The organism is Pontivivens marinum (assembly GCF_900231835.1).
Classification (GTDB): domain Bacteria; phylum Pseudomonadota; class Alphaproteobacteria; order Rhodobacterales; family Rhodobacteraceae; genus Pontivivens; species Pontivivens marinum.
Map to the genome: position 1 here is coordinate 274643 of NZ_OCTN01000003.1, position 24899 is coordinate 299541.

At 60.3% G+C, this 24899-nt stretch carries 25 protein-coding genes and 1 riboswitch; of the genes, 5 read left to right on the forward strand and 20 right to left on the reverse strand.

Annotation, left to right across the window (positions count from 1 at the left end):
- The first annotated feature begins 40 nt into the window (after nucleotides 1-40).
- On the forward strand, nucleotides 41-1795 hold the full coding sequence (locus CR254_RS10410) for a monovalent cation:proton antiporter-2 (CPA2) family protein (RefSeq protein WP_097929788.1): 1755 nt from the start codon (nucleotides 41-43) through the stop codon (nucleotides 1793-1795).
- 3 nt (nucleotides 1796-1798) lie between these two features.
- Here CR254_RS10410 and CR254_RS10415 read toward each other — a convergent pair whose 3' ends face one another.
- The 10 genes from CR254_RS10415 to CR254_RS10460 all read right to left on the reverse strand — a co-directional run bounded on the left by CR254_RS10415 (nucleotide 1799) and on the right by CR254_RS10460 (nucleotide 13674).
- On the reverse strand, nucleotides 1799-3709 hold the full coding sequence (locus CR254_RS10415) for a beta-galactosidase (RefSeq protein ID WP_097929789.1): 1911 nt from the start codon (nucleotides 3707-3709) through the stop codon (nucleotides 1799-1801).
- The gene (locus tag CR254_RS10420; protein WP_245851558.1) at nucleotides 3706-4536 is read right to left on the reverse strand and encodes an SMP-30/gluconolactonase/LRE family protein; all 831 of its coding nucleotides are present in this window, start codon (nucleotides 4534-4536) and stop codon (nucleotides 3706-3708) included. Before CR254_RS10420 ends, CR254_RS10415 begins: the two co-directional genes overlap by 4 nt.
- Nucleotides 4529-5137, reverse strand: a complete 609-nt coding sequence (locus tag CR254_RS10425; protein ID WP_180955969.1) for a 2-dehydro-3-deoxy-6-phosphogalactonate aldolase — start codon at nucleotides 5135-5137, stop codon at nucleotides 4529-4531. Before CR254_RS10425 ends, CR254_RS10420 begins: the two co-directional genes overlap by 8 nt.
- A complete protein-coding gene (locus CR254_RS10430; RefSeq protein WP_097929792.1) occupies nucleotides 5131-6009 on the reverse strand; it encodes a 2-dehydro-3-deoxygalactonokinase in 879 nt (292 codons plus the stop codon). Before CR254_RS10430 ends, CR254_RS10425 begins: the two co-directional genes overlap by 7 nt.
- On the reverse strand, nucleotides 6006-6776 hold the full coding sequence (locus CR254_RS10435; protein ID WP_097929793.1) for an SDR family NAD(P)-dependent oxidoreductase: 771 nt from the start codon (nucleotides 6774-6776) through the stop codon (nucleotides 6006-6008). Before CR254_RS10435 ends, CR254_RS10430 begins: the two co-directional genes overlap by 4 nt.
- Nucleotides 6776-8488 carry an IlvD/Edd family dehydratase gene (locus CR254_RS10440; RefSeq protein ID WP_097929794.1) on the reverse strand — a complete coding sequence of 571 codons (1713 nt, stop codon included), beginning with the start codon at nucleotides 8486-8488 and terminating at the stop codon, nucleotides 6776-6778. The genes CR254_RS10435 and CR254_RS10440 overlap by 1 nt, the downstream gene beginning before the upstream one ends.
- Entirely contained in the window at nucleotides 8485-10503 is a 2019-nt protein-coding gene (locus CR254_RS10445; RefSeq protein WP_097929795.1) for an alpha-galactosidase, read from the reverse strand. Before CR254_RS10445 ends, CR254_RS10440 begins: the two co-directional genes overlap by 4 nt.
- The gene (locus CR254_RS10450; RefSeq protein WP_097929796.1) at nucleotides 10504-11352 is read right to left on the reverse strand and encodes a carbohydrate ABC transporter permease; all 849 of its coding nucleotides are present in this window, start codon (nucleotides 11350-11352) and stop codon (nucleotides 10504-10506) included. It lies immediately after the preceding gene.
- Nucleotides 11353-11355: 3 nt separating this feature from the next.
- Nucleotides 11356-12261 carry a carbohydrate ABC transporter permease gene (locus tag CR254_RS10455; protein WP_425440265.1) on the reverse strand — a complete coding sequence of 302 codons (906 nt, stop codon included), beginning with the start codon at nucleotides 12259-12261 and terminating at the stop codon, nucleotides 11356-11358.
- Between the two features lie 138 nt (nucleotides 12262-12399).
- Complete coding sequence (locus tag CR254_RS10460) at nucleotides 12400-13674, reverse strand: ABC transporter substrate-binding protein (RefSeq protein WP_097929798.1); 1275 nt, start codon at nucleotides 13672-13674, stop codon at nucleotides 12400-12402.
- Between the two features lie 150 nt (nucleotides 13675-13824).
- Here CR254_RS10460 and CR254_RS10465 point away from each other — a divergent pair, with 150 nt between their 5' ends.
- From CR254_RS10465 to CR254_RS10475, 3 genes are all read left to right on the forward strand, one after another.
- Nucleotides 13825-14616, forward strand: a complete 792-nt coding sequence (locus CR254_RS10465; protein WP_281252994.1) for an IclR family transcriptional regulator — start codon at nucleotides 13825-13827, stop codon at nucleotides 14614-14616.
- 12 nt (nucleotides 14617-14628) lie between these two features.
- A complete protein-coding gene (locus CR254_RS10470) occupies nucleotides 14629-15687 on the forward strand; it encodes an ABC transporter ATP-binding protein (protein WP_097929799.1) in 1059 nt (352 codons plus the stop codon).
- 79 nt (nucleotides 15688-15766) lie between these two features.
- Nucleotides 15767-15931, forward strand: coding sequence for a PLDc N-terminal domain-containing protein (locus tag CR254_RS10475; RefSeq protein ID WP_097929800.1), 165 nt, complete (start codon nucleotides 15767-15769; stop codon nucleotides 15929-15931).
- A gap of 62 nt (nucleotides 15932-15993) precedes the next feature.
- On the opposite strand, the gene cobO is transcribed toward CR254_RS10475, so the two are convergent.
- The 8 genes from cobO to cbiE all read right to left on the reverse strand — a co-directional run bounded on the left by cobO (nucleotide 15994) and on the right by cbiE (nucleotide 22745).
- Nucleotides 15994-16611 (reverse strand): cob(I)yrinic acid a,c-diamide adenosyltransferase, encoded by a 618-nt coding sequence (gene cobO / locus CR254_RS10480; RefSeq protein ID WP_097929801.1) that lies wholly within the window; start codon nucleotides 16609-16611, stop codon nucleotides 15994-15996.
- Nucleotides 16604-17377, reverse strand: coding sequence for a precorrin-6A synthase (deacetylating) (gene cobF, locus CR254_RS10485; protein WP_097929802.1), 774 nt, complete (start codon nucleotides 17375-17377; stop codon nucleotides 16604-16606). Before cobF ends, cobO begins: the two co-directional genes overlap by 8 nt.
- A gap of 65 nt (nucleotides 17378-17442) precedes the next feature.
- Nucleotides 17443-18111 (reverse strand): energy-coupling factor ABC transporter permease, encoded by a 669-nt coding sequence (locus CR254_RS10490; protein ID WP_097929803.1) that lies wholly within the window; start codon nucleotides 18109-18111, stop codon nucleotides 17443-17445.
- A gap of 81 nt (nucleotides 18112-18192) precedes the next feature.
- Nucleotides 18193-18407, reverse strand: a riboswitch (cobalamin riboswitch).
- Nucleotides 18408-18423: 16 nt separating this feature from the next.
- Nucleotides 18424-19149 carry a uroporphyrinogen-III C-methyltransferase gene (cobA, locus tag CR254_RS10495; protein WP_097929804.1) on the reverse strand — a complete coding sequence of 242 codons (726 nt, stop codon included), beginning with the start codon at nucleotides 19147-19149 and terminating at the stop codon, nucleotides 18424-18426.
- Nucleotides 19146-20444 carry a cobyrinic acid a,c-diamide synthase CobB gene (locus CR254_RS10500; protein ID WP_219618002.1) on the reverse strand — a complete coding sequence of 433 codons (1299 nt, stop codon included), beginning with the start codon at nucleotides 20442-20444 and terminating at the stop codon, nucleotides 19146-19148. The genes cobA and CR254_RS10500 overlap by 4 nt, the downstream gene beginning before the upstream one ends.
- Nucleotides 20441-21226, reverse strand: a complete 786-nt coding sequence (gene cobM, locus CR254_RS10505; protein WP_097929805.1) for a precorrin-4 C(11)-methyltransferase — start codon at nucleotides 21224-21226, stop codon at nucleotides 20441-20443. Before cobM ends, CR254_RS10500 begins: the two co-directional genes overlap by 4 nt.
- Nucleotides 21223-21567: a cobalamin biosynthesis protein gene (locus CR254_RS10510; RefSeq protein ID WP_097929806.1), complete on the reverse strand. Its 345-nt coding sequence runs from the start codon at nucleotides 21565-21567 to the stop codon at nucleotides 21223-21225. The genes cobM and CR254_RS10510 overlap by 4 nt, the downstream gene beginning before the upstream one ends.
- Nucleotides 21564-22745: a precorrin-6y C5,15-methyltransferase (decarboxylating) subunit CbiE gene (gene cbiE / locus CR254_RS10515; RefSeq protein WP_097929807.1), complete on the reverse strand. Its 1182-nt coding sequence runs from the start codon at nucleotides 22743-22745 to the stop codon at nucleotides 21564-21566. The genes CR254_RS10510 and cbiE overlap by 4 nt, the downstream gene beginning before the upstream one ends.
- On the opposite strand from cbiE, the gene CR254_RS10520 reads away from it, so the two are divergent.
- On the forward strand, nucleotides 22744-23466 hold the full coding sequence (locus CR254_RS10520) for a cobalt-precorrin-6A reductase (protein WP_097929808.1): 723 nt from the start codon (nucleotides 22744-22746) through the stop codon (nucleotides 23464-23466). The two genes, cbiE and CR254_RS10520, sit on opposite strands and share 2 nt — an antisense overlap.
- Here the strand turns inward: CR254_RS10520 and cobJ are convergent.
- Both cobJ and CR254_RS10530 read right to left on the reverse strand, forming a co-directional pair.
- A complete protein-coding gene (cobJ, locus tag CR254_RS10525; RefSeq protein WP_097929809.1) occupies nucleotides 23442-24182 on the reverse strand; it encodes a precorrin-3B C(17)-methyltransferase in 741 nt (246 codons plus the stop codon). The genes CR254_RS10520 and cobJ overlap by 25 nt on opposite strands.
- A complete protein-coding gene (locus CR254_RS10530; protein ID WP_097929810.1) occupies nucleotides 24179-24895 on the reverse strand; it encodes a precorrin-2 C(20)-methyltransferase in 717 nt (238 codons plus the stop codon). Before CR254_RS10530 ends, cobJ begins: the two co-directional genes overlap by 4 nt.
- Nucleotides 24896-24899: the final 4 nt, after the last annotated feature.

The window sequence follows — 24899 nt, forward strand, 5'->3', positions numbered from 1 at the left end:
GCGATGACGGGGCGCAATACCCCATCAGCAGGAGGGTCCTATGGCCACGGAGGCTGCTTCTGACCCGCTACTGATGTCTGCTGCAATTTTTCTAGGTTCTGCCTTGCTGGCCGTTCCGCTGTTCAAGCGGCTGGGACTCGGCTCTGTGCTTGGCTATCTGGCGGCTGGCGCGGTGATCGGCCCCTATGGGTTGGGCCTGTTCCGTGACGTTGATGGCATTTTGCATTTCGCTGAATTTGGCGTTGTCCTGCTGCTGTTCATTATCGGGCTCGAGCTAAAACCCGCGCGGTTATGGCGGTTGCGATCCGATATTTTCGGGCTTGGAACGCTGCAAATCGTGATCAGCGGCGCGGCGATTGCCGGTTTCTGCATTCTGGTGGGACTACCCACATCGGTTGCGATTGTCGCTGGTGGCGCGCTTGCGTTGAGCTCAACCGCGTTTGGCGTGCAGATTTTGCGAGAGAAGCAGGACCTGACCGCCCCCTATGGTGACCGCACGTTTTCCATCCTCTTGGCGCAGGATCTCGCCATTGTTCCGCTGTTCACGCTGGTTGCCTTCCTTGGCCCTGCCACGACGATGGAGGGGAACATGTGGACGCAGGGCGGCATCGCTATTGGCGCAGTGGTCGCGCTATATGTTGCCATCCGCTATCTGATCCATCCGTTTTTCCGCGTTATCGCGGCGACGGGTTCAAATGAGCTATTCCTCTCCGCCGCGCTGTTTTTGGTGATCGGTGCGGCGCTACTGATGGATGTTGCGGGGCTGTCCATGGCGCTTGGCGCGTTTATCGCTGGGGTTTTGCTGGCTGAGAGCGAGTTTCGACACCAGTTAGAAACCGATATCGAGCCGTTTCGCGGGTTGCTGCTGGGCCTGTTCTTCATGGGCTTTGGCATGACGCTGGACTGGTCGCTGATTATCGCCAATTGGTGGATCGTGATCGGCGGCGCCTTTGGCCTGTTCGCCGCGAAGGGTATCATCCTCTACGCGCTCGCCCGCCTGTTCAAATCGCCCCATGACGACGCGCTGCGCATTTCGGCCACCATCGGTCAGGGCGGTGAGTTTGCCTTTGTCATGGTATCGCTGGCCACCGCTGCCGGCATCATGAGCGGCACGATCCCCGCGATCCTGTCCGCCATCGTTACCCTGTCCATGGTTGTCACCCCCGCTGCATTGGCGCTGGCCGATTGGCGCATCGCGCGCAGCGAGGCGGAGGAGGATACCGACGGCATGGACGGGCCAGAGGCGTCCGAGGAAAGCCGCGTGATCATCGCCGGTTTTGGCCGCGTCGGACAGATCGTGGCGCGGCTGCTGCGTATGCGCGGGATCGAAGTGACCATCATCGACAATTCGCCACGGCGTATTCGCATCGCGGAAACCTTTGGCACGCGCATCTATTTCGGCGATGCACGCCGCTTGGACATTCTGGAAAGTGCGGGCGCGGCGGATGCGGATATGCTGTTTCTCTGCATCAATGATCGCAGCGGCGCGGTGGAAACGGTTGAGAAACTGCGCGAACGCTTTCCTGACCTGCGTATCTTCGCCAACACCTATGACCGGTTTTCCGAAAACCTGATGCGGGCGGCCGGTGCTGAATTCGTGATCCGCGAAACATTTGAAAGCGCACTGGTCCTCGCCCGCCGCGGGCTCAACGAATTGGGTCATGCAGAAGTTTGCGATGACCTGATCGATGAGTTCCGGCGGCGGGACGAGGAGCGACTGCAACTCGAAACCCAGTACGGCATGGTTAAGGCGCTGGAAATGCTGCGCGAAAAATATGCCTTGGACGAGGAATAGACCCTAGCGCAGCCACCAACTGACATCATGGGGCGCAATCCGGCCCGTTGGTGCGCCCGTGATGTGCTTGCCCAGCTTCCAGTCATGATCGGCATAGTTGATGGCAAAGCGCCACTGACCAGCGTCGCGAATGCGCAGCCCTTCGGGTAGGTCCAGAACCTCCAGACCAGCTTTTTCAGCCGCCTGCCCCAGAATGCGGTGCATCGCGTCATCATCCGGCCAACCGCCCAGATATTGCCGCTGCGCTGATCCGACGCGCGCGGGGATGCCATCCTCGGACAGTTCCAGCGTGTCGCCCTCCAACACCTCGCGCCAGAACTGATAGGCACCGCCCTCGGCCAGCGGAACGGACATATCCCCGCGCAGGCTTTCGACCCGCGCAACTGTGGCCTCAACACCGTTCATGTTTGGCCCCATGGGCAGCGGGATTTGCATATCAGCGGTTTTCGAGCCTGTACGCGGCCCCGCAACCACAACGCCCTCATAGGTGGCCAAGGCATCGCTCAGCCCACCCCAATGCAGCAATCCGGGGACCACGACCATTTTCCACGGGCTAAGGTCGGTGCAATCGCGCGGCACGATATCCACGCTCAACCCCAAGCGGCGCAAGCCACGGTAGAAATCGAATACAAGGCGGAAATAGTCGAATTCCGCGCCCTGCGGCTGTGCCTTCCACGCCCATGCGCTCTCGTAATCAAAGACCAGACCGATCGGGGCAGTGCCCGTTTCAATCTCCATCCCTGCCATTTCGGATGCGACCTGCGCTGCCTCGGCCAAGGCGGGCGCGGCAACGCTGTCAGGCCGCAACAGGCCCGCATGCAGTTGTTCCTGCGCCATGGGGGCCTGACGCCAACGGAAATACAAAACCGCCTCGGCCCCATGGGCAAACGCCTCCCACGCCCATAGCCGTGGCATTCCGGCGGCGGGGTCGGGATTATGCGGCGCCCAGTTCACCGGACCGGGCTGCTGCTCCATAATCCACCAACGCCCCTTACCCACGGCGCGGTAAATATCATGGTGAAAGGCCTGAAAATCGGGATCGCCAGCGCGGGCGAAGCGACGTTTCCAATCCTCACCACGGTCCGAGCGATCCTCCAGAAAGCCCAGCGGGTAGCTGTCCCAACTGGCAATATCCAGATCCTCACCTACCGCGAAATGATCGAATTCCACGGTGCGGCCCATATAGTTATGGATCAGCGGCGTATCGGTCAGTTCGCGCAGCACATCGGCCTGCGCGCGGTTAAAGGCCACCACCTGATCCGAGCTGAACCGCATGAAATCCAGAACATGGCTGGGATTCGGTTCCGTCACGGTCAGATTGGGCAGGAACACCTCACCATAATGGCGGTATTCCATAGACCAAAAGATATTCCCCCATGCCGTGTTGAGCGCATCAATCTGGCCGTATTTCTCGGACAGCCAATTGCGAAACGCAGTGCGGGCCGCATCGGAATAGCTGACCACAGTATCGTGGCAGCCATATTCATTGTCGATCTGCCATGCAGCGACACGAGGATCAGCGCCGTATCGTTCGCCCATCAGACGGGTAATGCGTACAGCCTCAGCCCGATAACCATCGTGGCTAAAGCAATAGTGACGGCGCGAACCAAAGCCACGCACATGCCCCTGCTCGTCCAAGGCAAACATGTCCGGATGCTTTTCACAAACCCACCGTGGAGGGGTCGCCGTGGGGGTTCCCATCACGACCTTCAGCCCCGCCGCGCCCAGTGTTTCAACGGCGCGATCCAGCCAATCCCACCGCAAATCGCCCTCATTCGGTTCGATCCGCGACCATGCGAATTCACCGATGCGCACCCATGACAGGCCGGTTTCGACCATTTGGGCCGCGTCGTCCGCCCACTGCGCCTCGGGCCAATGTTCGGGATAGTAGCAAACGCCAAGCTCTGGTTTCACAAAATTACCCTCGGTTCGACGCGCGCTGGCACGCCCTCACAAATACGGAATACAGCCCCTGATAACGGAGCAGCCTCAAGCGCAGCAAGATCAAGCCCGTCATAGGCCGTCGTCGCATATAAAACGCCATCGGGCGTCAATGCGGGGCATGTCACCTGCGGGGCGGGCACATGCTCGATATGATCGACACCGCCATGAGGCGCATGGCGTACCACCTGCCCGATGCCCCAACGGGCCGACCAGATATAGCCATCACCATCGCAAATCGCGCCATCACAGCCCGGCACATCGCCAACGAAAACCTGCCGTTCACCAATGGGCCAGCCCTGCGCGTCTAGCGCACAGGTCCAGATCGTATCAGCGGCGGTATCCGCGAAATAGGCGCGGGTTCCATCCGGCGAAAAGCAGATCGAGTTACTGATGGTGATGCCGCCAAATAATTGGCGCAGCTCACCGCGATAGTAGCGATAGATCGCGCCTGCGCCCTGCTCTGCGTTCCATCCCATTGTGCCGATCCAGAATCCGCCCTGCATATCCGCACGACCGTCATTGGAGCGCGTCAGCGGGTTTTCCGCCTCCAGTGGCGCAACATGCGTGCGGGTGCCGCTCTCAATGTCAAAACTCCACAGCGCCGTATCGGACGCAATCAGCATGGTATCCGCATCAATCCAGCCCGCCGCGGAATGGGCACGATCAAAGCTCCATTCACGCGATGGGGTGTAAAGCCGGTTGCTCAGAATATCGAACCAGAACAGCTCATCCCGCGCCGGATGCCATAGCGGCCCCTCGCCCAACTGGCACAGCCGTGGGTCGAACAGTTCAGCCATTATAGACCTCGTCATAGGCGGCAACGGTTATCGCGGCCCGCTCTGCCACATCTGCGACGCCCATCCCCGGTTTGAACAGAGAGGAACCGAGGCCAAATCCATCAGCGCTGGCCGCAGCCCACTCCGCGAAATTCGAGGCATCAGCACCGCCAACAGCATATACCAAGGTGCCCGCAGGCAGGATCGCCCGCATCGCCTTTAGCCCGTCCGTGCCCGCCATGCCTGCCGGAAACAGCTTCAACGCATCAGCGCCGGTTTTCAGGGCATCGAAGCACTCGCTGGGCGTGAACACACCCGGATAGGACGCCATGCCCAGTGTTTTCGTGCAGCGGATCACCTGCACATCGCAATTGGGCGACACGACAAAGGTGGCACCGGTTTCCTTGACCGCCGCCACGTCCTTGGTCGTCAGAACGGTTCCGGCACCCAGTTCCGCGCGATCGCCAACGGCCGCAATCATATTGCGGATGGAGGTCAGCGGATCGGGTGAGTTCAACGGCACCTCGATCCGTGTGATCCCCGCATCGACCAAGACCTCGGCCATGGCCGCGGCCTCATGTGGTTCTACGCCACGCAGAATAGCGATCAGATGTCTCATAATGCCTCCCGTGCCCCTGCCAATCCGGCAAGGACCATCTCTGTTCCGTCAAATGCACGTACGGTCAACCCGACCGTTGCCAGTGCCGACTGATAGATTTCGTTCAACTTCGTCGCGCCGATCAGCGCGACCTCCTGCCCCAGCCAATAGGGCTTCATCGCGGCCAGTTCGGCCCCCAGCAACAGACCGGAGAGGCGGGCGCGTGCGGCGGCACCGTCCTCACCATTCAGCAGGCCGGATGCGCGCAGGCTGAACAGCGATGTCGCAATCCGTTCAGGACGCGACAGCGTTTCATCCAGTCCGGCAAGGAAGGCCGCATCATCCCAGCCGTCCCCCATGGAATGTCGCAAGACAGAGCGTTCCGACAGCAATTGGAACATCTCACCCGTCATGGCGGTTGCGAAGTGGCACAACTCACCCGCGCTGATCCGCGCCCATTTGGTATGCGTGCCGGGCATGCACAGAACCCCGTCGAAATCGGGATTTTGCACAAGGAAACCGGCAATTTGCGTTTCCTCGCCCCGCATGACATCGGCTGGCGTCGCCTGTGATACGCCCGACAAAATTCGCACGTTCAGGCGCGAGTCCTGCGTTGGCGCAGCCACCATGTGGCCCGCCGGTTTGCACGGAACGGGCTGATATTTCGCCTCGGTCCAACCCTGTCGTGACCCGACCATACCGCAGGCGATCACATCTGTCGGCCCGTCGATCCAGTCAGAGATCAACGCCAGCAGCGCGCCCTCGAACTCATCACGGGCCAGCGTGTTCATACCCGCATCCGAGGATGCCTCGGCCAGAATTTCACGGCCCTGCATCGCCCAGACCCGCAGGTTAGACGTGCCCCAATCGGCTGCTATCCAATCGGCCCGGATCATCCTGTGAACACCACGCCCCCATCAACGACCATTGCCTGTGCCGTCATCATACGGCTGGCATTGGACGCGAGGAACAGCGTCGCATCAACGATATCCTGTGGCACCAGATGTTCCTTCAGGCATTGGCCCGCCAGATGTTCGCGCAGGCCGTCCTCGGTCGCCCATAACTCCATCTGCCGTTCGGTCAGAACCCAACCGGGAACCAGCGCATTAACGCGGATTTTATCCGGCCCGAATTCACGCGCATGGGCGCGGGTCAGGCCAAGGATCGCCGCCTTGGACGCGACATAGGCGGGATAGCCCGCATTCCCCATGCCATAGGAGGCGGACGAGAAGTTGATGATCGCACCGCCCCCCGCCGCGCGCATTCCAGGCACCGCATGTTGCGCGGTAAAGAAATGGGGCCGCAGGTTTACCGCGTGGTTCCAGTCCCAATCCTCGACCGAATAGCCCAGCGTATCGTGACGGGTATCGTTGGCCGCATTGTTGACCAGCACGGTGATGGGGCCGAATTTCGCGGCGCCCTCATCCATGCACGCCTTTAGCAGGTCCACATCGGTGATATCGCATTTCATGAAATGGGGGCGCGTGCCGTGCTTTGCCTCCATCTCATCACAAAAACCGGTCGCGTCCGAGCGTTGGACAAAGCTGACCGAGGCACCAGCCGCCATAAATCCATCCGTCAGGCTGGCACCGATGCCGGCACCACCGCCCGTGATGAAAACAGATTTACCGGCCAGATCGTGGAACGTCGCAAATTGGGTCATTAGTGGCTCTCCCGCGTGACGAGGCGGGTATCACGCCCCACTAGAAAATCGAGATCGGCGCCCTGATGCGCCTGCAATACATGGTCGATATAGAGCTTGGCATAGCCGCGCGTGTAATGCGGCGCGGGCTCTACCCGTGCGGCGCGACGCTCGGCCAGAATGGCATCATCTACCAACAGTTCCAGCGCGCCTGCTTTTGCATCTAAGCGAATGCGATCACCGGTTTGGACCAAGGCCAGATTGCCACCCGCCGTGCTTTCAGGGCTGACATGCAGAACAACGGTGCCGAAGGCGGTGCCGCTCATCCGGCCGTCAGAAATGCGGACCATGTCGCGCACGCCTTCCTTAACCAGCTTACCAGGGATCGGCATGTTTCCAACCTCGGGCATGCCGGGATACCCCTTTGGCCCTGCGCCCTTTAGCACCAGCATTGTGTTTGCATCTACGGGCAGATCAGGATCGTCGATGGTGGCCTTCATATCCTCGATCGTCTCGAAAACATGGGCGACGCCCTCATGCGCCAACAGGTGGTCCGAGGCGGCGGACGGCTTGATAATCGCCCCGTCCGGCGCGAGGTTCCCGCGCAGCACCCGCAGACCCGCCGCCGGTTTCAGTGGCGTGTCATAGGCGTAGATCACATCGCGGTTGAAACATTCGGCACCTTCGCTGAAGGCCGAAATATCCTTGCCCAGCACGGTATTTGCAGGGCGGATATGGGCGCCCAGTTCCTTGAGTACTACAGGCATGCCGCCCGCGTAGCAGAAATCCTCCATCAGGTATTTACCCGACGGCATGCAGTTGACCAGCAACGGGATTTCGCCACCGATCTCGAAATCCTCAAGGCTCAGGTCAATCTCCATCCGGCCCGCCATGGCCAGCAGGTGAACAACCGCATTGGTGGACCCGCCAACAGCCGCATTGGCCAGAATAGCGTTCTCGAAATTCGCCTTGGTCACGACTTTGGACATGGTCAGATCCTCGTCCACCATCTCCACAATGCGCTTACCGGTCAGATGGGCTAGCGCGGTGCGGCGGGCATCCACGGCAGGCAATGCCGCATTGGTGGGCAGGCACATGCCCATCGCCTCAACCAAGCTGGCCATGGTGGACGCCGTGCCCATCGTCATGCACACGCCCGCCGAGCGGCTCATCCCCGATTCAGCGGCCATAAAGTCGGATAGCGTCATATCACCAGCACGCACATCCTCCGAGAACCGCCAAACATCTGTGCCGGACCCGATATCACGCCCCTGCCATTTGCCGTTCAGCATCGGACCCGAGGACACAACAATCGTCGGCAAATCGACCGAGGCAGCACCCATCAATTGACCCGGCGTCGTCTTGTCACAACCGCCCAACAGGACAACACCATCGATACCATAGGCGCGGATCGATTCCTCAACATCCATCGCCAGCAGGTTCCGGAACAGCATCGCCGTCGGCTTCATCTGGGTTTCGCCCAGCGACATCACAGGGAACTCGACGGGAAAGCCACCGGCCTCCCACACGCCGCGCTTCACTGCCTCAGCCAAGACGCGCAAGCCGCTATTGCAGGGCGTCAGTTCAGACCAAGTATTACAGATGCCGATGATCGGGCGACCATCAAAGGCGTGGTCAGGAAACCCCTGATTTTTCATCCAGGACCGATGGATAAATCCATCCTTGTCCAGCTTGCCGTACCAGTTCTGACTGCGGCGTTTTTTCTCAGTCATACTGCTTCTCCTTCGAGGACGAATATGGAGGCAGGCGTCAGCACAGGTGTTTGCACACCGAATGCCATCAAAGCCGTGCCAGATAGTTGAATTTCAGTTGTTTTCAGCGCGTTTTCGCCACGCGACAGCCACCCGCCATCAAAGGCGGAGATACGCCGGACCTTGTAATTCGCATCGCCCAAACCGGACAAGCGCAACCTGTCCGGCAGAACATCCACCGGCGCGCCACGTTGCCCGACCCAAACCGCAAAGCGGCTGCGATCGGCGCTAACGATCATCTCTGCGAATTGCTCAGGATCGCGGGTGGGGATACGGTGCAATGTGCCATGATGCAGCCAGTCGCGATTATCCTTCCACCACGCTGTCACACGGGTCAGAGTTTTGGTTTCGTCAGGCGTTAATTCCGCCAAATCCATTTCGAACCCGAAGCTGCGCTGTGCCGCGACCCAAGCCCGCAACTCCATCGGCAAAATCCGGTGCGAGGTATGGCATTCGCGCGGTCCAACATGGCTGCCGGTGATTTCAGGCGGCAACCATGGCGCGGCCATATACTGAATGCGCATCCGCTCCAGCGCATCATTGCTGTCGCTCAGCCAAACGCGGGACGTTCGCTGCAAAATACCCCAGTCGATGCGGCCACCGCCGGAGGAGCAGCTCTCAATCTCCACCGTCGGATGCGCGGCGCGCAGGCGGTCGATCAGGGCATAGTTTGCGGATGCTTGGCGATGATCGGGGAACGGCAGAACGCGGTTATGGTCCCACTTGATATAGTCGATATCATAGGCCGTCAGCACAGCGTCGATCCGCGCAAACAGATAATCGCAAACCTCGGGCTTGCTCATATCCAGCACCAATTGGTTGCGCCCCAGCGGTTGATCCAACCCGCCCAGCACCCAGTCGGGATGCGCGCGGTACAGATCACTGGCGGGGTTCACCATTTCAGGCTCGAACCAGATGCCAAAAGTCATGCCCGCAGCCTGCACATGCTGAATAAACGGCGCTAGACCATCCGGCCATTTGCGTGGATCAATGACCCAATCGCCCAGCGAGGTCGTGTCATCATCCCGCCGCCCGAACCAGCCATCATCCAGCACAAACCGCTCCGCGCCCAAGGCAGCAGCACGGGTCGCAATATCGCATAGCTGTTTCGGATCGTGATCGAAATACACGGCCTCCCAGCAATTGTAATGCACGGGGCGCGGGCGCGATGGATCGGCCAGCACCATGATATGCTTACGGAAATGCGCGTGCAGCCGCTTGGTAATGCCATCAATCCCCTCTTGGGATCGGGTGAGGTAGAGCGGCCCCGCCGTCACCTCACCCGCAATGCCCCCAAGCATCGGACCGAATTGCACCTGCCGCCGGCCATCGGGCAGTTGCTCCGCTACAAAGCGATGGCCGCAGCTCATCCCCAGATGGGCGGCGATGACCTCATCCCCGCCACAGGGGATCAGAACGCCGGGAAAGGCCTCATGACTGGTGCGGCCATCGCGAACCTCACGCGTGTAGGCGCCAGTGGTCCATGCGACCTGCTTTTCCTGAAACTCACCGATCCATTTGCCACCATAGGTAACGAAATGTTCGCTGGACGGCGGTACGGGAAAGGCGGGCGCGGTCAGCCAACCGGCCTCGACACCGCGCAACCGCGCGTTCAGGGTGAAAACCTCCGTCTCTGGATCAACGGCGATATCCAGCACATATTCCGCATCGCCATCAGCGAACCGCAGTTCCAAGCGCTGCGCATCCTCCTGAACCGAGGTCAATCGCAGGCGTAGATCAACGTCACATCCCATCGCGGCGGGGGTGACGTCCTCACGCATTGGACAAACCGTCAGTTGCGGACGCTCATCCAGCATGCCGCCCGTCACGTCACTCATCCCTGCACGCCACAGGGCGATCAGGCTTTCCCCATCCGGCAGGCGCCCGCCCCAGTGGATGATCTGCGGCAGGCGATCATTCTCACTGACAAGCACAAGTGTGGAAGTGGCCGTATCCAGTCGCCAACATTTAATCATTTACTTCACGGCCCCCAACGTCAGACCCGCGATGAAGTGCTTTTGCATCAGGAAAAACATCAGCACGGGCGGCAAGGCGGCAACAACGGAACCCGCGCTCATCAAATGATAGGCCGCACGATATTGCGCGTTGAACGAGGTAATCCCCGCCGTCACCGGCTGCGATTCAGCGCCCTGTGTCAGCACGATCGCCCAGAAATAATCGTTCCAGATAAAGGTAAAGATCAGCACCGCTAGCGCAGCAATCGCCGGACGCATCAGCGGCAGAACCACGTACCAGAAGATGCGCAGCTCGCTAACACCCTCAACCCGTGCGGCCTCGATCAATTCACGGGGCAGGGCCTTGATAAAGTTGCGCATGAACAGCGTGCAGAACCCAGTCTGGAACGCGATATGGAACAGAACCAGGCCCAGCTTGGTGTCATATATCCCCATATCCAGCGTCAGATCCCGCACCGGCACCATCAAAATCTGGAACGGCACAAAATTGCCCGCGATGAACATGAAGAAGATCACCATGTTGAACCGGAACTTATAAATCCCCAGCGCAAAGCCGGTCATGCAGCTCAACACCAGCACGCCAATCACCGTAGGCACGGTGATGAAGACCGAGTTCAGCAGGTATTGCGGCATGGACGATCCGGTAAAGACCAGACTGTAATTCTCGATCAGGTTCCATTCGGTCGGCCAGCCCCAGTAATTACCAATGGTAAAATCATTGGCGGACCGGACCGAAATCATCATAACCGCGATCAGCGGCAGCAGCCACAGAACCATCACGAATGGCAGTGCAACCTGATAGCCGGTGCGCGCCGCGGGTGAGAGTTTTTCAACTGGTGTAGGAAACATAGTTCAGACCCCCCGCTCGTCGCGATACATTTTGATCAGGAAATAAGAGATGTAGATCAGCATGATAAGGAACAGAACCACCGCAATCGCAGCGCCATATCCCATGCGGAACCCATATTCGCTCAACGCGACCTCGAACATATAGAAGGCCAGAACACGGGTGGACCCGAACGGCCCGCCATCGGTCATGATCGACACAAGGTCAAAGGATCGCAGGGCGCCGATCACCGTCACCACAAAGGCGATAAAGGTCGCAGGGCGCAATTGGGGCAGGATCACATACCACAGCATCTTGCCGCCCTTGGCACCATCCAGACGCGCGGCCTCGATCTGCTCGGGGTCAACGGCGTTCAGGCCGGTCAGATACAGGATCATGCAATATGCGGTCTGTGGCCACAGGCCCGCCGCGATAATGCCGTAGGTCGCAATCTCGTTATTCGCCAGAACCGCAATTGGCCCCAACCCAACCCAACCCAGCACGATATTCAGCAGACCAAAGGACGGGTCGTAGAACCACGTAAACACCAGACCGACAACGACCTGTGAAATCACGAAGGGAAAGAAGAACAGCGACTTGTAAATTCGGATGCCGCGCACGTTCTGGTTCAGGAAAATCGCGATCAGCAATCCCGCAGGGATCGCCAGCAGGTACAGAACCAGCCACAGCACGTTGTTCCACAGCGAGGTGTAGAAGGCGTCGTCGTACCAAAGCTCCTCGTAGTTTTGCATGCCGATATAGCGGGCTTCGCCCAAACCATCCCAACGATACAGGGACAGGTTAAAGCTCTGCACGATCGGCCACACCACATACAGGGCGAACATGATCATTGCGGGCAATAGGAACAGCCACGGGGTAATCGCGATTTGATTACGCTTCCAATAGCTACGATTTGATTTGGAGCTGGTCATCGACATCACCTCTGGCTGGGGTGGGGTCCCCTCCCCTTAGGTGCGGGGAGGGGTAAAGCAGAGGCTGCGCCGAAACGCAGCCTCATCCGGATCACGCGAACTGGCCCTCCGCGCGCTCCGCATACTTACAGGCGGGGATTAGCCGCCGTTCACGCGCTGACGTACACGCTCCAACCGGTCGAGGATGTTGTCGAGCTGCTCTGGCTGCACCATGAACTGCTGGAAACCTTCCATTGCAGCGGCTGCAACCTCGGCAGGGGCATCGCGGTCAAAGAATTGCGCCAGTGCGGATGCATTGGACAGCATTTCAAAGCCCTCGTTCAGGAACTTGTCATCATCAACGGTCGAGTTGGCGTTGACTGGCAACTGGCCCAGATTCGCACCGGAGTTGATTTCCGACTGAACATCAGCGGATGCAACGAACCGCAGGAATGCGCGCGCATTGTCCTTGTTCTCCGCCTGAGCGGGGATGTGGAACGTATCCGTGGGCGCGTCCTCAGCCATCGGGATGCCTTCGGTGATCTCGGGGAACTGGAAGAACCCGATCTGGTCATCGCTCAGGCCAGCTTCACGCAGAGGCGCAACCGCGAAGTTGCCCATCAGGTACATTGCCGCATCGCCGTTGACCATGAAGGGCAGTGCCTCCTGCCAGGAATACGCCGCGTGGTTGTCGATAAAGGTATCCGCCTCCAGCAACTCACCCCAACGCGCGAAGGTGTCGCGCACGCGCTGGTCGGTCCACGCGACCTCACCATTGGTCAGGTCCATGTGGAACTCGTAACCGTTCTGACGCAGGTTCAGGTAGTCGAACCATCCGCCAGCGGTCCACAGGAACTTGGTGCCGATGGTGACAGGGTCGATGTCGTTCTCGTTCAGAACGTTGATGACGTTCAGGAATTCGTCCCAAGTTGTCGGCTCACCCAGACCCAGATCGGCAAAGATGTCCTCACGGTAGTAAACGCCCCACTGGTAGTAGGTGTAGGGAACGCCCCACTGTGCGCCGTCAATGGTCATGGATGGCTTGGTCGAGGCGAGCGCTTCGCTCATCTCGTCATCCCACAGATCGGAAACGTCCTCGAACAGGCCCGCCTCAACGAATGGCAACATGCGGTTACCTGCATACCAAGTCGCAACATCCGGCGCGTTTGCGGTCAAGAAGTTACGGATCTGGGTTTTGTATGCTTCACGATCGATGACGTTCGTCTCGATGTTCAGCTCAGGGTTCATCTCCTGAAATTCCGCGATCATCGCTTCCATCGTCGCCCGGGGCGCCGGATTGGATGTGTCGAGGAAAATCCGCAGATCGCCGGTCAGCGATTCGCCGTCAGTTTGCGCAAAGGCAGACGTGGCCACAACAGCGCTCGCTGCCACTGTGATCAAGGATTTAGCCAGAGGGCCAGATAGTGTGAACATAAACATTCCTCCCGAAAGTTGTTCCACATATTGAAACTTAGTTTTGATTATTGAAAACTATGCCGAGACACAGTAGCGTTGTCAACGAAATCGACGACCAATATCCGACGAGGTGGCAAAGCATCACCTCGCAGATCAGGGAGAAACAGCGTGAGCGCCGGACATACGGACGGAACTGTGGGCAAGGCATTGGGCCTGCTCGACATGGTGGTTGGCTTTGGTCGGCCCGTGCGCTTTGTCGAGGTTCAGCAGGTCAGCGACATGCCCAAGGCGACGCTGTACCGGCTACTGCAAACGCTGACGAATCAGCGGATGCTCAGCTATGATGAGGAACGCTCGACCTATCAACCGGGCCTGCGATTGGTGCAACTGGCCCACTCCGCATGGCGACAAGTAACCTTGGCCCCCGTTGCCCGTCCGCATCTGGATGCGCTGTCGGCAAAGCTGGGCGAAACGGTTCACCTTGCCCAGCTGGACGGCGGACAGGTTCTATATATCGACAAGCGGAACGCGACGCGCCCGATCTCGATGTTTTCGGATGCAGGTAAAATCGGGCCGGGCTACTGCACCGGCGTAGGCAAGGCGATGCTGGCCTATCTGCCCGAGGCAGAGCTCGCCCGCGCGCTCAGCCAGCAAAGCTGGTTTGGACACACCGAACATACCCACACCACGCCCGACAGCCTGCGCAACGAACTGCCCGATATCAGACGCACCGGCATTTCCTTTGACCGCGAGGAGCACGAGCCGACGATCATCTGCATCGCCGTGCCGATCCTGGACGCAACGCAACGCCCGCTGGGCGCGATGTCGATCACGTCCTCGACCCTACGACACAGCCTTACCGATCTAGAACGTTTCGCACCTGATCTGCACGCCACCGCATCCGCCATTGCGCGCGACGCAACTGGATTATCCCTGCCGATCAACACTGTTATCGCCTGAAGGAGCACCAAAATGCACGGAGTCACCCTTACCGACGTCATCAAGAAATACGGGGAAACCCAGGTGATTCACGGTGTTGATCTGGAAATCGCAAATGGCGAATTCTGCGTTTTCGTCGGGCCTTCGGGCTGCGGTAAATCCACATTGCTGCGCATGATCGCAGGGCTGGAGGAAACAACCGGCGGCCGCATCGACATTGCAGGCACCGATGTCACCCATGAGGATCCGGCAGAGCGCGGCGTCGCCATGGTGTTCCAGACCTACGCCCTGTACCCGCACATGACCGTTGAGGAGAACATGGGCTTCGGCCTGAAAATGAACGGCCACCCCAAGGCGGAGATCAAGGCAAAGGTCGCTGAGGCATCCCGCATCCTGAAACTTGACGAATACCTGTCGCGCAAACCAAAGGCCCTATCGGGCGGTCAGCGTCAGCGCGTCGCCATTGGCCGCGCCATCGTCCGCGACCCGGATGTGTTCCTGTTTGACGAACCACTGTCCAACCTCGACGCGGAATTGCGGGTCGAGATGCGAGTGGAAATCGCACAACTGCACAAAACCATCGGCGCCACGATGATCTATGTGACCCACGATCAGGTGGAGGCGATGACCCTCGCCGATAAAATCGTCGTGCTGCGCAAGGGATATATCGAGCAAGTGGGCAGCCCGCTGCACCTCTATGATGATCCCGACAACAAATTCGTCGCGGGTTTCATCGGTTCGCCCGCTATGAACTTCCTGAACGGCACGGTGACAAATGCAGGCGTGCATGTCCCCGCCATCGACCAAACCATTCCCGTCACCGTCGCCGCAATGCCCGCTGAAGGAACCCCTGTGACGCTAGGCGTTCGCCCACAGGACATGGAAATCACGGCCGTCGGCCCGCTGACCTGCGACATCACCGAACATCTGGGCGGCGTGTCCTATCTGTATCTGGACGCCGCAACAGGAGAACGCTTGGTCGTCGAGGCACGCGAAAGCGGGCGCAACGACACCAGCGGCACCGTCGGCGTCACCTTCGATCCGGCCTGCGCGATGCTGTTTGACGCCACGTCCGAAGCGCGCATACGCTAAATCATCATAAAAAAGGGAACCATTTACCCCGTCGCGATGTTGTCTAGGCATCAAAGCAATTAGACGGACAGTATTTAAAATGGAATTTCTTCTTGGAATAATCTGGCTCGGACTATGGCTCTGGGCTCTTATTAAAATCATCGGCTCCGGCGCCAGCGCCGGAACTAAAGTTCTGTGGGTTCTGCTGGTTCTACTACTGCCAGTGATCGGATTTATTATCTGGTTCTTTGTCGGTCCGAAGTGACCGCAATCACATGAACACAACACGCGCGGCGGGGGAAACCCTGCCGCGCGTTTGTTTGGGGCCTAGAATTCGACGCCGACCTGCGCCTTGATCCCATCGCGGAACGGATGTTTGACTAGGGTCATCTCCGTCACCAGATCAGCCGCCTCGATCAATTCAGGCTTGGCATTACGGCCCGTTAGCAAAACATGGGTCATGTGCGGTTTTTGGGTCAGCAGGAAATCCACGACCTCGTCAATATCCAGATAATCATAGCGCAGCGCGATATTGATCTCGTCCAACATGACAAACTGGATTGCAGGGTCGAGGATCAGCTCCTTCGCCTTTTCCCAACCAGCCTGCGCTGCGGCCACATCACGGGCGCGATCCTGTGTTTCCCATGTGAACCCTTCACCCGAGACAACGAATTTGCACTCATCAGCAAACCGTTCCCGCAGGAAGGTCCGCTCACCGGTTTCCCAGTTCCCCTTGATAAACTGCACAACCGCGCAGGGCATCTCGTGGGCGATGCAGCGCATAATCATGCCAAACCCGGACGAGGATTTCCCCTTACCCGGTCCGGTATGCACCATGACGAGGCCCTTTTCCTCTGTCTTGCTCTCCATCATTTTGTCACGCGCAGCTTTGATTTTGCGCATCTTTTCAGCGTGACGGGCGTCTGCTTCGGTATTCTCAGTCATTGATTTCTCCTACCTGCGCCTGACGACGCATCAGATAAATGTCCATAATCCAGCCATGTTGCGCGCGGGCAGCGGCGCGGGCGGCCAGAATGCGCGGGGCGGTGTCCTCCAGCGGACCGGACAGATTGATTTCGTTGTGCATGCCCGCATAGCCGGACCACCAGATATGCACGCCATCTGGGGCCAGCCCCTGAAAACTGCACTGCCCGTCCAGCATCACGGCAATCGTATCGACACCATCGGGCCAGCCATGATCGCGCAATTGGCGGCCCGTGGTCACCGTAAACGGCTTACCCAGATCATTCACCGGAATGGCATGAGCCGCGGTGAGAGCCTGCAAACTGGTGATGCCCGGCACGACCTTAACCCGCAGCGGCATCACCGATGCGACCCGCTCCGCGATGCGCAGGGTGCTGTCATATAACGACGGATCACCCCAGACGAGGAAGGCAACCTTACCGCTGCCGTCCAGATTGGAGCGGATTTCCCGCGCCCAAATCTGCGCGATCGCATAATGCCAATCCCCGACACGCGCGAGGTAATCCGGCGTTGCCTCATCCCGCACCGGCAGATCAAAGGACACAACCCGCGTCGAATCCGTCAGGATAGACCCGCAAATTTGCCGCCGAACCTGCGCCAGATCGGATTTATCCTCACCTTTTTCAGGGATCAGAACCAGATCCGCACTGGCCAGCAGGCGCGCAGCCTCAGCCGTAACATGCTCGGGATTTCCGGTGCCAATACCGATCAACATCAGGTCGATCATGGGGCCCCCTTTACGAAAGGCGCGGCCCCCGCAGGAACCGCGCCCTCAATTCAAATTGGATCAGATCAGGCCGCGTTGTGCAGGCGGGGCGTGAACAGCTTGTTATCGCGCATCGCCTTTGCACCGGCCAGCAGGCCAAGGTCCAGAACAGGCTCGATCAGAACCACGCTCATATAGGCCGCACCAAATGCCAGCACGCTGGCCAGGTTTTCAGCGCCAACGCCCTGACCATAGATCGCCCAGAATGCGACCCATGCAACTGTTCCCGCCTGAAACGACGTGGACAGCGCCAGAACCTGCTTATAGCTCAGGTCAACATAGGCCGTGTTTGGCGCGATGATCCGGTTCGCAATGGCCTGCAACGCAAATAGCGGCACCAGCAGCGTGGTTACGTTCATCGCATATTGCGGCAGATCGCTGGGCGCCAGCAGAACACCCTGCAACAGCAACCCCATTGCCAGACCAATCGCAGCAGGTGCCGCGCCAAGGATCAGGAACAAGCTGGAGCCGAGGATGAAGTGAACCTCGGACACTCCGACCGCGAAATGCGGCAGCAGCTCGAAGAACACGAACACTGCGACAGTTGCGATGGCGGCACGCACGATCAGCGCGACAGGGCCGCTTTCAAGCAGTGTGTTCCATGTCAGCTTTGCCGCATAAACGGATGCGCCCGCCGCGGTTGCGTAGCTCAACCCGATCTTTGCGCCATCCACGAGGCCTGGTTCGATATGCATCGTTAAATTCCTTATATGACCGTCTCACCCGACGGCGTTTGGTGCAGGGCCATGGCCCGATTTTGTACCCCCTCGGTTCGCCTTGCGAAGGGGATGACGGTAGGTCTCCTGACTTGCGGGTCATCACCTGTCTGAACCTTCCCAGCCGAGTGTGGCCAGTGGCATATACAAACAGATTCTCCGCCTACAGTTGCGGGGGCAGTCCCGGCATTAGCGTGATATGATCACGCCGCACCGTGTTCCCTTTTGATCCAAACGACAGGGTGTCGTGCGGAACCGTCCGTTTCAGTTGCCACGCGAAAAAGCCGCGTGTCAATCATCGCCTTCGGCCAAGGCACCGAATAGGATCAGCGCAGGCGTTGTGCTTTTGGTAGACTCCAGATGCTCGGCCAATTCGGCGACGCTCATCCGCGTAACGCTTTGATCTGGCGTGCTGACAGCATGCGCCAGCAGGGCGGGCGTATCGGCAGGCAAGCCCGCCGTAATCATCTGACGTGCCATTTTGGGCCACGTCCCCTTGCCCATATAAACGACGGTGGTAGCCTTCGGATCAGCAATAGCCGCCATGTTGATATCATCGGGCAAGGCCCCCGCAACATCATGGCCGGTGATGAATTGCACGCGCCGCGCAACCAACCGGCGGGTCAGCGGAATACCAATGGCCGCCGCCGCCGCGGATGCAGATGTGACGCCGGGAATAATCTCATAGGGAATGCCCGCCGCGCGCAGGGCGGTCAGTTCTTCCTCCAGCCGCCCGAAAATGCCCGCATCGCCGGATTTCAGGCGCACGACATGCTGGCCTACCTTGGCATAATCCACCAATAGGCGGCTGACATGATCCTGCGAGGGCGATTTGCGCCCTGCGCGCTTGCCCACGCCCACCAGATCGGCATCCTTTCGTGCATGCTCTAGAATCGGACCGGCGGACAGATCATCGAACAGCACCGCGTCCGCCTTACCCAGCCGGTCCACTGCCTTTAACGTCAGCAGCTCCGGATCACCGGGGCCGGACGATACGAAACTGACAAAGCCGTTCATGCTGTCTCCGCGGCGATCAGATGGAAAAACGTCCCCGAGGCATGCCCCCGCTGCGATCCCGTTTCCGGCACCGCCTGCCCGTTCGCATCCGTCACATCGGCAAGCGGAGCGTCGGGCTGCTCCAGAATTGACGAGTAATGGAACTCATGCCCGCGCAGTTTTTGCCCGTTTGGCAAGGTCGCCATGCGATAGCCCAGATGCATTTTGCGCTTCTGGTACGAGGTGACGAGGCCGAGCAACCCAGCCATTTCATGACGCACACCGTCCTTATCGATCAGGGCCTGCCCCATCGCCATATAGCCACCGCATTCCCCATGCACCGGCTTCGTTTGCGCGAAATCACGCAATCCACTCAGATAGGTTTTCGCGGCGGCAATCGTGCCTGCATGCAGTTCGGGATAACCACCGGGCAACCAGACGACATCGGCACTAGCATCCGGCGCCTGATCGGCCAAGGGCGAGAACGGCAGGATTTCCGCCCCGGCGGCGCGCCATCCCTCCATAATATGCGGATAAACGAAGGAAAATGCAGCATCCTGTGCCAGCGCAATACGCTGCCCCGGCGGAACAACGGTTGGCATCGGCGCAGCATCAGCACTGACAACACTACCCGCCGCCGCACGCAGCGCATCCAGATCGACATTATCGCGCACGAATTGCGCGGCATCGTCCAGCAACGTGTCGATCCCCTCATGCTCCAACGCTTGGACAAGGCCAAGGTGACGCTCGGGCATCTCCGTACTCTTGTTGCGGGGCAGCGATCCGAACACGGTGATGCCGGCCGCCTGCATGCCGTCGCGGATCAGGCGTTCATGCCGCGGGCTGGCCACGCGGTTCAGAACCACACCGGCAAAGGGCATGTCGGGGCGCAGGCTGCGAAAGCCCAAAGCCGTTGCCGCCGCCGATTGCGCCTGACCTGAAACGTCGATGACCAGAACGACCGGCCAGCCGTTGCGCTGCGCCATATCCGCGCTGGCGCCCGTGCCGGTGCGCCCATTATGCGGCACCCCATCGAACAGGCCCATGGACCCCTCGGCCAGCACCAGATCGGCCCCTTGCGCACGCGCGCTCAACCCGTTCAGCAGCGGCGCATCCATCGACCATGTGTCGAGGTTATAGGAGGGCCGCCCCGACGCCGCGTGGTGAAAGGCGGGATCGATGTAATCCGGCCCGCTCTTGAACGCCTGCACCGTCAGCCCCGCATCGCGATAGGCGCGCAGCAGCCCCAACATCAACGTCGTCTTGCCCGTGCCCGATGCAGGGGCGGAGATCATCAAACCCGGTGCAACACTCATTCCGAACCCTCCGGGAAGCGTGGCTCTGTCCCGACCGGGCGAAAACGGCGGTCGTAATCACCGGCATAGAGCTGGCTTTCATCGAACCCCTCCGCAGCCAAGGCAGGCCCGACGAGGATCAACGCAGTACGCGCCATTTCCTCACCCACCGATGCCTGCAATGTGCCCAGAGTCGCCCGCACGATCCGCTGATCGGGCCATGTGGCACGCCATACCACGGCCACAGGGCAATCCGCGCCATATTCCGGCGTTAGCTCCTCCACCACACGTTCCAACACATGCACGGACAGATGGATGGCCAGGGTCGCGCCCGTCTTGGCAAAATTCGCCAGCGTCTCTCCCTCGGGCATGGCACTGGCCCGACCAGATGTTCGCGTCAGAACAACCGATTGCGCCACACCGGGCAGTGTAAGCTCATTTTCCAACACGGCGGCGGCGGCGGAAAAGGCCGGAACCCCCGGCGTCACGTCATAGGGAATGCCAAGGGCACGCAGGCGGCGCAATTGCTCACCCATCGCAGACCAGATCGACAGATCGCCGGAATGCAACCGCACCACGTCCAGGCCGCGCGCATGGGCCGAGGCGATCACCTCCATGATCCCGTCCAGCGACATTGGCGCGGTGTTCACAATCTCCGCCCCGTCAGGGCAATGTTCTAGCAATGCGGTCGGCACCAGCGATCCGGCATATAGGCACACCGGACAGGCCGCGATCAGGTCGCGCCCGCGCAATGTAATCAAATCAGCCGCACCCGGCCCTGCGCCCACGAAATGTACCGTCATAAATCCTGTCCTTCTGCGATGGCGGCAGTTGCCATACCATCCGATGATATGCGTCGGGTTACTAGCAGCCGCGCGTCGGGTCCAGCCGCGACCAGCGCTGCTGCCTCGGCCAATGATCCGGTGCCTAGCTGCGCGAAAACCCGTTCTGAATGGCTGGGTGTTTGCATTGCGGCGATTTCCACGTCCGAAACCCCGATGACTGGCCAGCCCAGATCAAATGCGCGCAGAGCGTCCGCCTTACGCTGTAATGTTGCCAAGGCATCCACCTGCGCACCACCCAGCGCATCACAAATTGCAGCCGCCCCTGCCGAGCCGCGAAATCCGATGCCTGCGACCCTCATCGCGTCACGCTCCACTGCGTGACGGGGCGGGCCGCGCACCAACCACGCATCCGGCCTAGTGGTTCCGCCTCGGCAATCGAAACCTGTATCAAGCGTCCACCGTGGCGGGCGTGCCATATGGCTAACAGGGCCTCGGTCTCCAGCGTGACACCGTTCATCACCAGCCGCGCACCGGCGGGCATAGCGTCCCAAACGGCGGTCAGCATACCCTCGGTCGCGCCACCGCCGATAAACACTGCATCGGGCGGTGGCAAAGCAGACAGCCCCTCCGGCACCCGCGCTGTCGTGACCGATATCCGGTGATCCAGCCCGAATTGCGCGGCATTCGTGACGACATTCGCCGCTCGATCCGCTCGTACCTCCAGCGCAGAGGATGTTGCGCCCCGCGCGGCCAAGCACCACTCCACACTGATGGAGCCTGAACCCGCGCCCAGATCCCACAAATGCTCACCCGCACGCGGGGCCAGCGCCGATAGCGTCAGCGCCCGCACGGGTTGCTTGGTGATCTGCCCGTCGTTGGCAAACAAATCATCGGGCAGGCCACTGGCCCCTGACAGCCCGCACCCTGCAACCTTCAGCGCGACGGCCACCGGCGCGCTGATATCGGTCAAATCAAACGCATCCGCACGGCAGGATCGCAGCTGCTGCCGTGGACCGCCCATCGCCTGCGCCACGGTCAACTGCGATGCCCCGAATCCGGCCTCGCACAAATACTCGGCCAACTCCGCCGGTGCCGCACCATCGCGCATCGTACAGATCAGTCGTGCACCGTTCTGAACTACAGGGCGCAATCGGGTCAGCGGGGCCGCGTGCAGGCCGACGCACTGCACCCCCTCCATCCGCCAGCCCAGCGCCCCCGCGACCAGCGCAAAGGTGGACGGCGCCGGATGCACAACCCATGCGCCGCGTGGCAAAGCCTCCGCCAGCATGGACCCCGCGCCAAACCAGAACGGATCGCCCGAGGCCAGAACCACCACGCGCCCCTGTGCATCCAGTACCGGTGCAATGGAAAACGGCACCGGCCACGGCGCCCCCCGTTCACCAGCACCCACCAATTCCAGATGTCGCGGCCCGCCAAATATGATATCCGCATCGGCAATCGCGCGGCGGCTGGCGGTGCTCAACCCGTCCATGCTATCCTCGCCCAAACCGATTATCGTGACCCAAGGATCAGACATGCGCGTTCTCCTGCTCGGCGGCACGACCGAGGCCAACCAGATGGCCCATGCCCTGCACGCGGCAGGGATCGACGCGATCTATTCCTATGCCGGCCGCACGCGCAGCCCCGTTGCCCAACCGATCCCCACCCGTAGCGGCGGGTTCGGCGGCATTGATGGCCTGCGCACTTACCTGCACGCCGAACAGACCACCCATGTCATCGACGCGACCCATCCGTTTGCTGCGGGGATGAGCGCGAATGCCGTCGTCGCCTGCGATATCCCGCTGTGCGCGCTGGAACGCGCCCCATGGGCCGTGCAGGAAAACTGGACCACCGTTCCCGATATTGAGGCCGCCGCCCATGCCCTGCCCGATATACCGACCAACATCTTCCTCGCCATTGGCAAGCAACATATCGGCCTGTTCACCGATGCGCGGCACCACTACCTGCTGCGCCTCGTGGACCCGCCCAGCGCGCTGCAAGCCAACGCGACGGCAATCATTGCCAAGGGTCCGTTTCACTACGAGTCCGACCTGACCCTGCTGCGCGACCATAAAATCGAGCTGATCGTATCGAAAAATTCCGGCAGTGACGGCGCGCGGGCCAAGCTGGACGCGGCGCGCACGCTCGACCTGCCGGTCATCATGATCGACCGCCCCCATATCCCGGCGCGCACCGCATTCGCCACCGTGGACGAGGTGATGCGCTGGCTGTCTCATTCCGCGGACCGCGGCGTGTAAACGAACCCGCCAACGCGACGCGTATCGCGATTGCCCACGATCACAACGGTGCGCATATCCGCCATTTCCGGCGTCGCCTCGTCCAGGGAAACCGTCACGATCCGCTCCTCATCCGTGCTGACCGCGCGGGCAAAGGAGATCAGCGTCTGCCCCCCACATTCCTCACGCAAAATCTCCAGCGCACGCCCGAACTGATGCGGGCGGCTTTTGGAGCGCGGATTATAGAACGCCATCGCAAACCCCGCACCGCCAGCGGCGCGCAAACGTGTCTCGATCAGCTGCCACGGTTTCAGATTATCCGACAGGTTGATCGCGCAAAAATCATGGCCCAGTGGCGCACCAATCCGCGCCGCCGCCGCCAGCATTGCGGTAATGCCGGGCAGCACCTGAATATCCAGCGCTAGCCAGTCCGCAGGTCCGGCTTCCAATGCCTCGAACAAGGCCGACGCCATGGCAAACACCCCCGGATCGCCCGAGGAGACAACGACCACCCGCTGCCCCGCTGCCGCCATTTGCAGCGCATGGGCTGCGCGGTCCAGTTCAACCCGATTGTCACTCTCATGTAGGGTCAAGCCATCACGCGGCGCGATCCGGCGGACATAGGGGATATAGCCGACAATATCTGTCGCCTCGACCAGCACGTCCTGAACCTGCGCCGTCACCAACGCCTGATCCCCCGGCCCCAGGCCGACAATCTTGACCCAACCCTTGCTCATGGCCTGCGCCCCTGACCATGCACGACGACAATGGCGAAATAGGGAACCTCACCATCGAAATCGGCCAGTTTCATGACCTTTTGCGTTGGCATAGTGCCCCGCTCAATCAGCCAAGCGCGGTCCAGTTTACCCGCTGCTTCCAGCGCACGGCGCACACGGGGCAGATTGCGCCCGATTTTCATAAAGACGAGCGCATCGGAATCTGCGGCACGCTTGGCCAGTTCCTCCTCTGGCAAAGTGGCCATCAGCACCGTCAGAACATCATCACCCCATGTGATCGGCTGATCCGTGGCGGTCCAGCAGCCGGACATGCCGGTGATGCCGGGCACAATCTCAACCTCAACCCGCCCTTGCAAGCGTGAGTGTAGATGCATGAACGAGCCGTAAAAGAACGGATCCCCCTCACATAACACAACCACATCGCTGTCCTGCGCGACCGCCGCCAGCCGGTCGGCCCATGCATCGTAAAATTCAGCCAGCGCCGCCTTATATTCCACGCTGCCGAAATGCAGTTCGGTGGTGACGGGATATTCCATCGGATATTCCGTCACATCCTGCGCCAACATCCCCTCAACGATCTGACGCGCCTGACCGGCCCGCCCTGCCTTGCGGAAATAGGCCACATGCGCCGCGCCGCGGATCGCACGGTCCGACCGGACGCTCATCAAATCAGGATCACCGGGGCCGAGGCCCGTGCAAATCACCTTGCCCATGCGT

Bases quoted from the DNA above. Each gene is read 5' to 3' on its own strand.
- CR254_RS10470 (WP_097929799.1), top strand. From the start codon at position 14,629: ATGCACGGAGTCACCCTTACCGACGTCATCAAGAAATACGGGGAAACC.
- CR254_RS10440 (WP_097929794.1), bottom strand. From the start codon at position 8,488: ATGACTGAGAAAAAACGCCGCAGTCAGAACTGGTACGGCAAGCTGGAC.
- cobF (WP_097929802.1), bottom strand. From the start codon at position 17,377: ATGATCGACCTGATGTTGATCGGTATTGGCACCGGAAATCCCGAGCAT.
- CR254_RS10455 (WP_425440265.1), bottom strand. From the start codon at position 12,261: ATGACCAGCTCCAAATCAAATCGTAGCTATTGGAAGCGTAATCAAATC.
- CR254_RS10430 (WP_097929792.1), bottom strand. From the start codon at position 6,009: ATGATCCGGGCCGATTGGATAGCAGCCGATTGGGGCACGTCTAACCTG.
- cobO (WP_097929801.1), bottom strand. From the start codon at position 16,611: ATGACTGAGAATACCGAAGCAGACGCCCGTCACGCTGAAAAGATGCGC.
- CR254_RS10410 (WP_097929788.1), top strand. From the start codon at position 41: ATGGCCACGGAGGCTGCTTCTGACCCGCTACTGATGTCTGCTGCAATT.
- cobA (WP_097929804.1), bottom strand. From the start codon at position 19,149: ATGAACGGCTTTGTCAGTTTCGTATCGTCCGGCCCCGGTGATCCGGAG.
- cobM (WP_097929805.1), bottom strand. From the start codon at position 21,226: ATGACGGTACATTTCGTGGGCGCAGGGCCGGGTGCGGCTGATTTGATT.
- cobJ (WP_097929809.1), bottom strand. From the start codon at position 24,182: ATGAGCAAGGGTTGGGTCAAGATTGTCGGCCTGGGGCCGGGGGATCAG.
- CR254_RS10475 (WP_097929800.1), top strand. From the start codon at position 15,767: ATGGAATTTCTTCTTGGAATAATCTGGCTCGGACTATGGCTCTGGGCT.
- CR254_RS10420 (WP_245851558.1), bottom strand. From the start codon at position 4,536: ATGGCTGAACTGTTCGACCCACGGCTGTGCCAGTTGGGCGAGGGGCCG.
- CR254_RS10450 (WP_097929796.1), bottom strand. From the start codon at position 11,352: ATGTTTCCTACACCAGTTGAAAAACTCTCACCCGCGGCGCGCACCGGC.
- cbiE (WP_097929807.1), bottom strand. From the start codon at position 22,745: ATGTCTGATCCTTGGGTCACGATAATCGGTTTGGGCGAGGATAGCATG.
- CR254_RS10445 (WP_097929795.1), bottom strand. From the start codon at position 10,503: ATGATTAAATGTTGGCGACTGGATACGGCCACTTCCACACTTGTGCTT.
- CR254_RS10490 (WP_097929803.1), bottom strand. From the start codon at position 18,111: ATGCATATCGAACCAGGCCTCGTGGATGGCGCAAAGATCGGGTTGAGC.
- CR254_RS10435 (WP_097929793.1), bottom strand. From the start codon at position 6,776: ATGACCCAATTTGCGACGTTCCACGATCTGGCCGGTAAATCTGTTTTC.
- CR254_RS10510 (WP_097929806.1), bottom strand. From the start codon at position 21,567: ATGAGGGTCGCAGGCATCGGATTTCGCGGCTCGGCAGGGGCGGCTGCA.
- CR254_RS10530 (WP_097929810.1), bottom strand. From the start codon at position 24,895: ATGGGCAAGGTGATTTGCACGGGCCTCGGCCCCGGTGATCCTGATTTG.
- CR254_RS10520 (WP_097929808.1), top strand. From the start codon at position 22,744: ATGCGCGTTCTCCTGCTCGGCGGCACGACCGAGGCCAACCAGATGGCC.
- CR254_RS10500 (WP_219618002.1), bottom strand. From the start codon at position 20,444: ATGAGTGTTGCACCGGGTTTGATGATCTCCGCCCCTGCATCGGGCACG.
- CR254_RS10460 (WP_097929798.1), bottom strand. From the start codon at position 13,674: ATGTTCACACTATCTGGCCCTCTGGCTAAATCCTTGATCACAGTGGCA.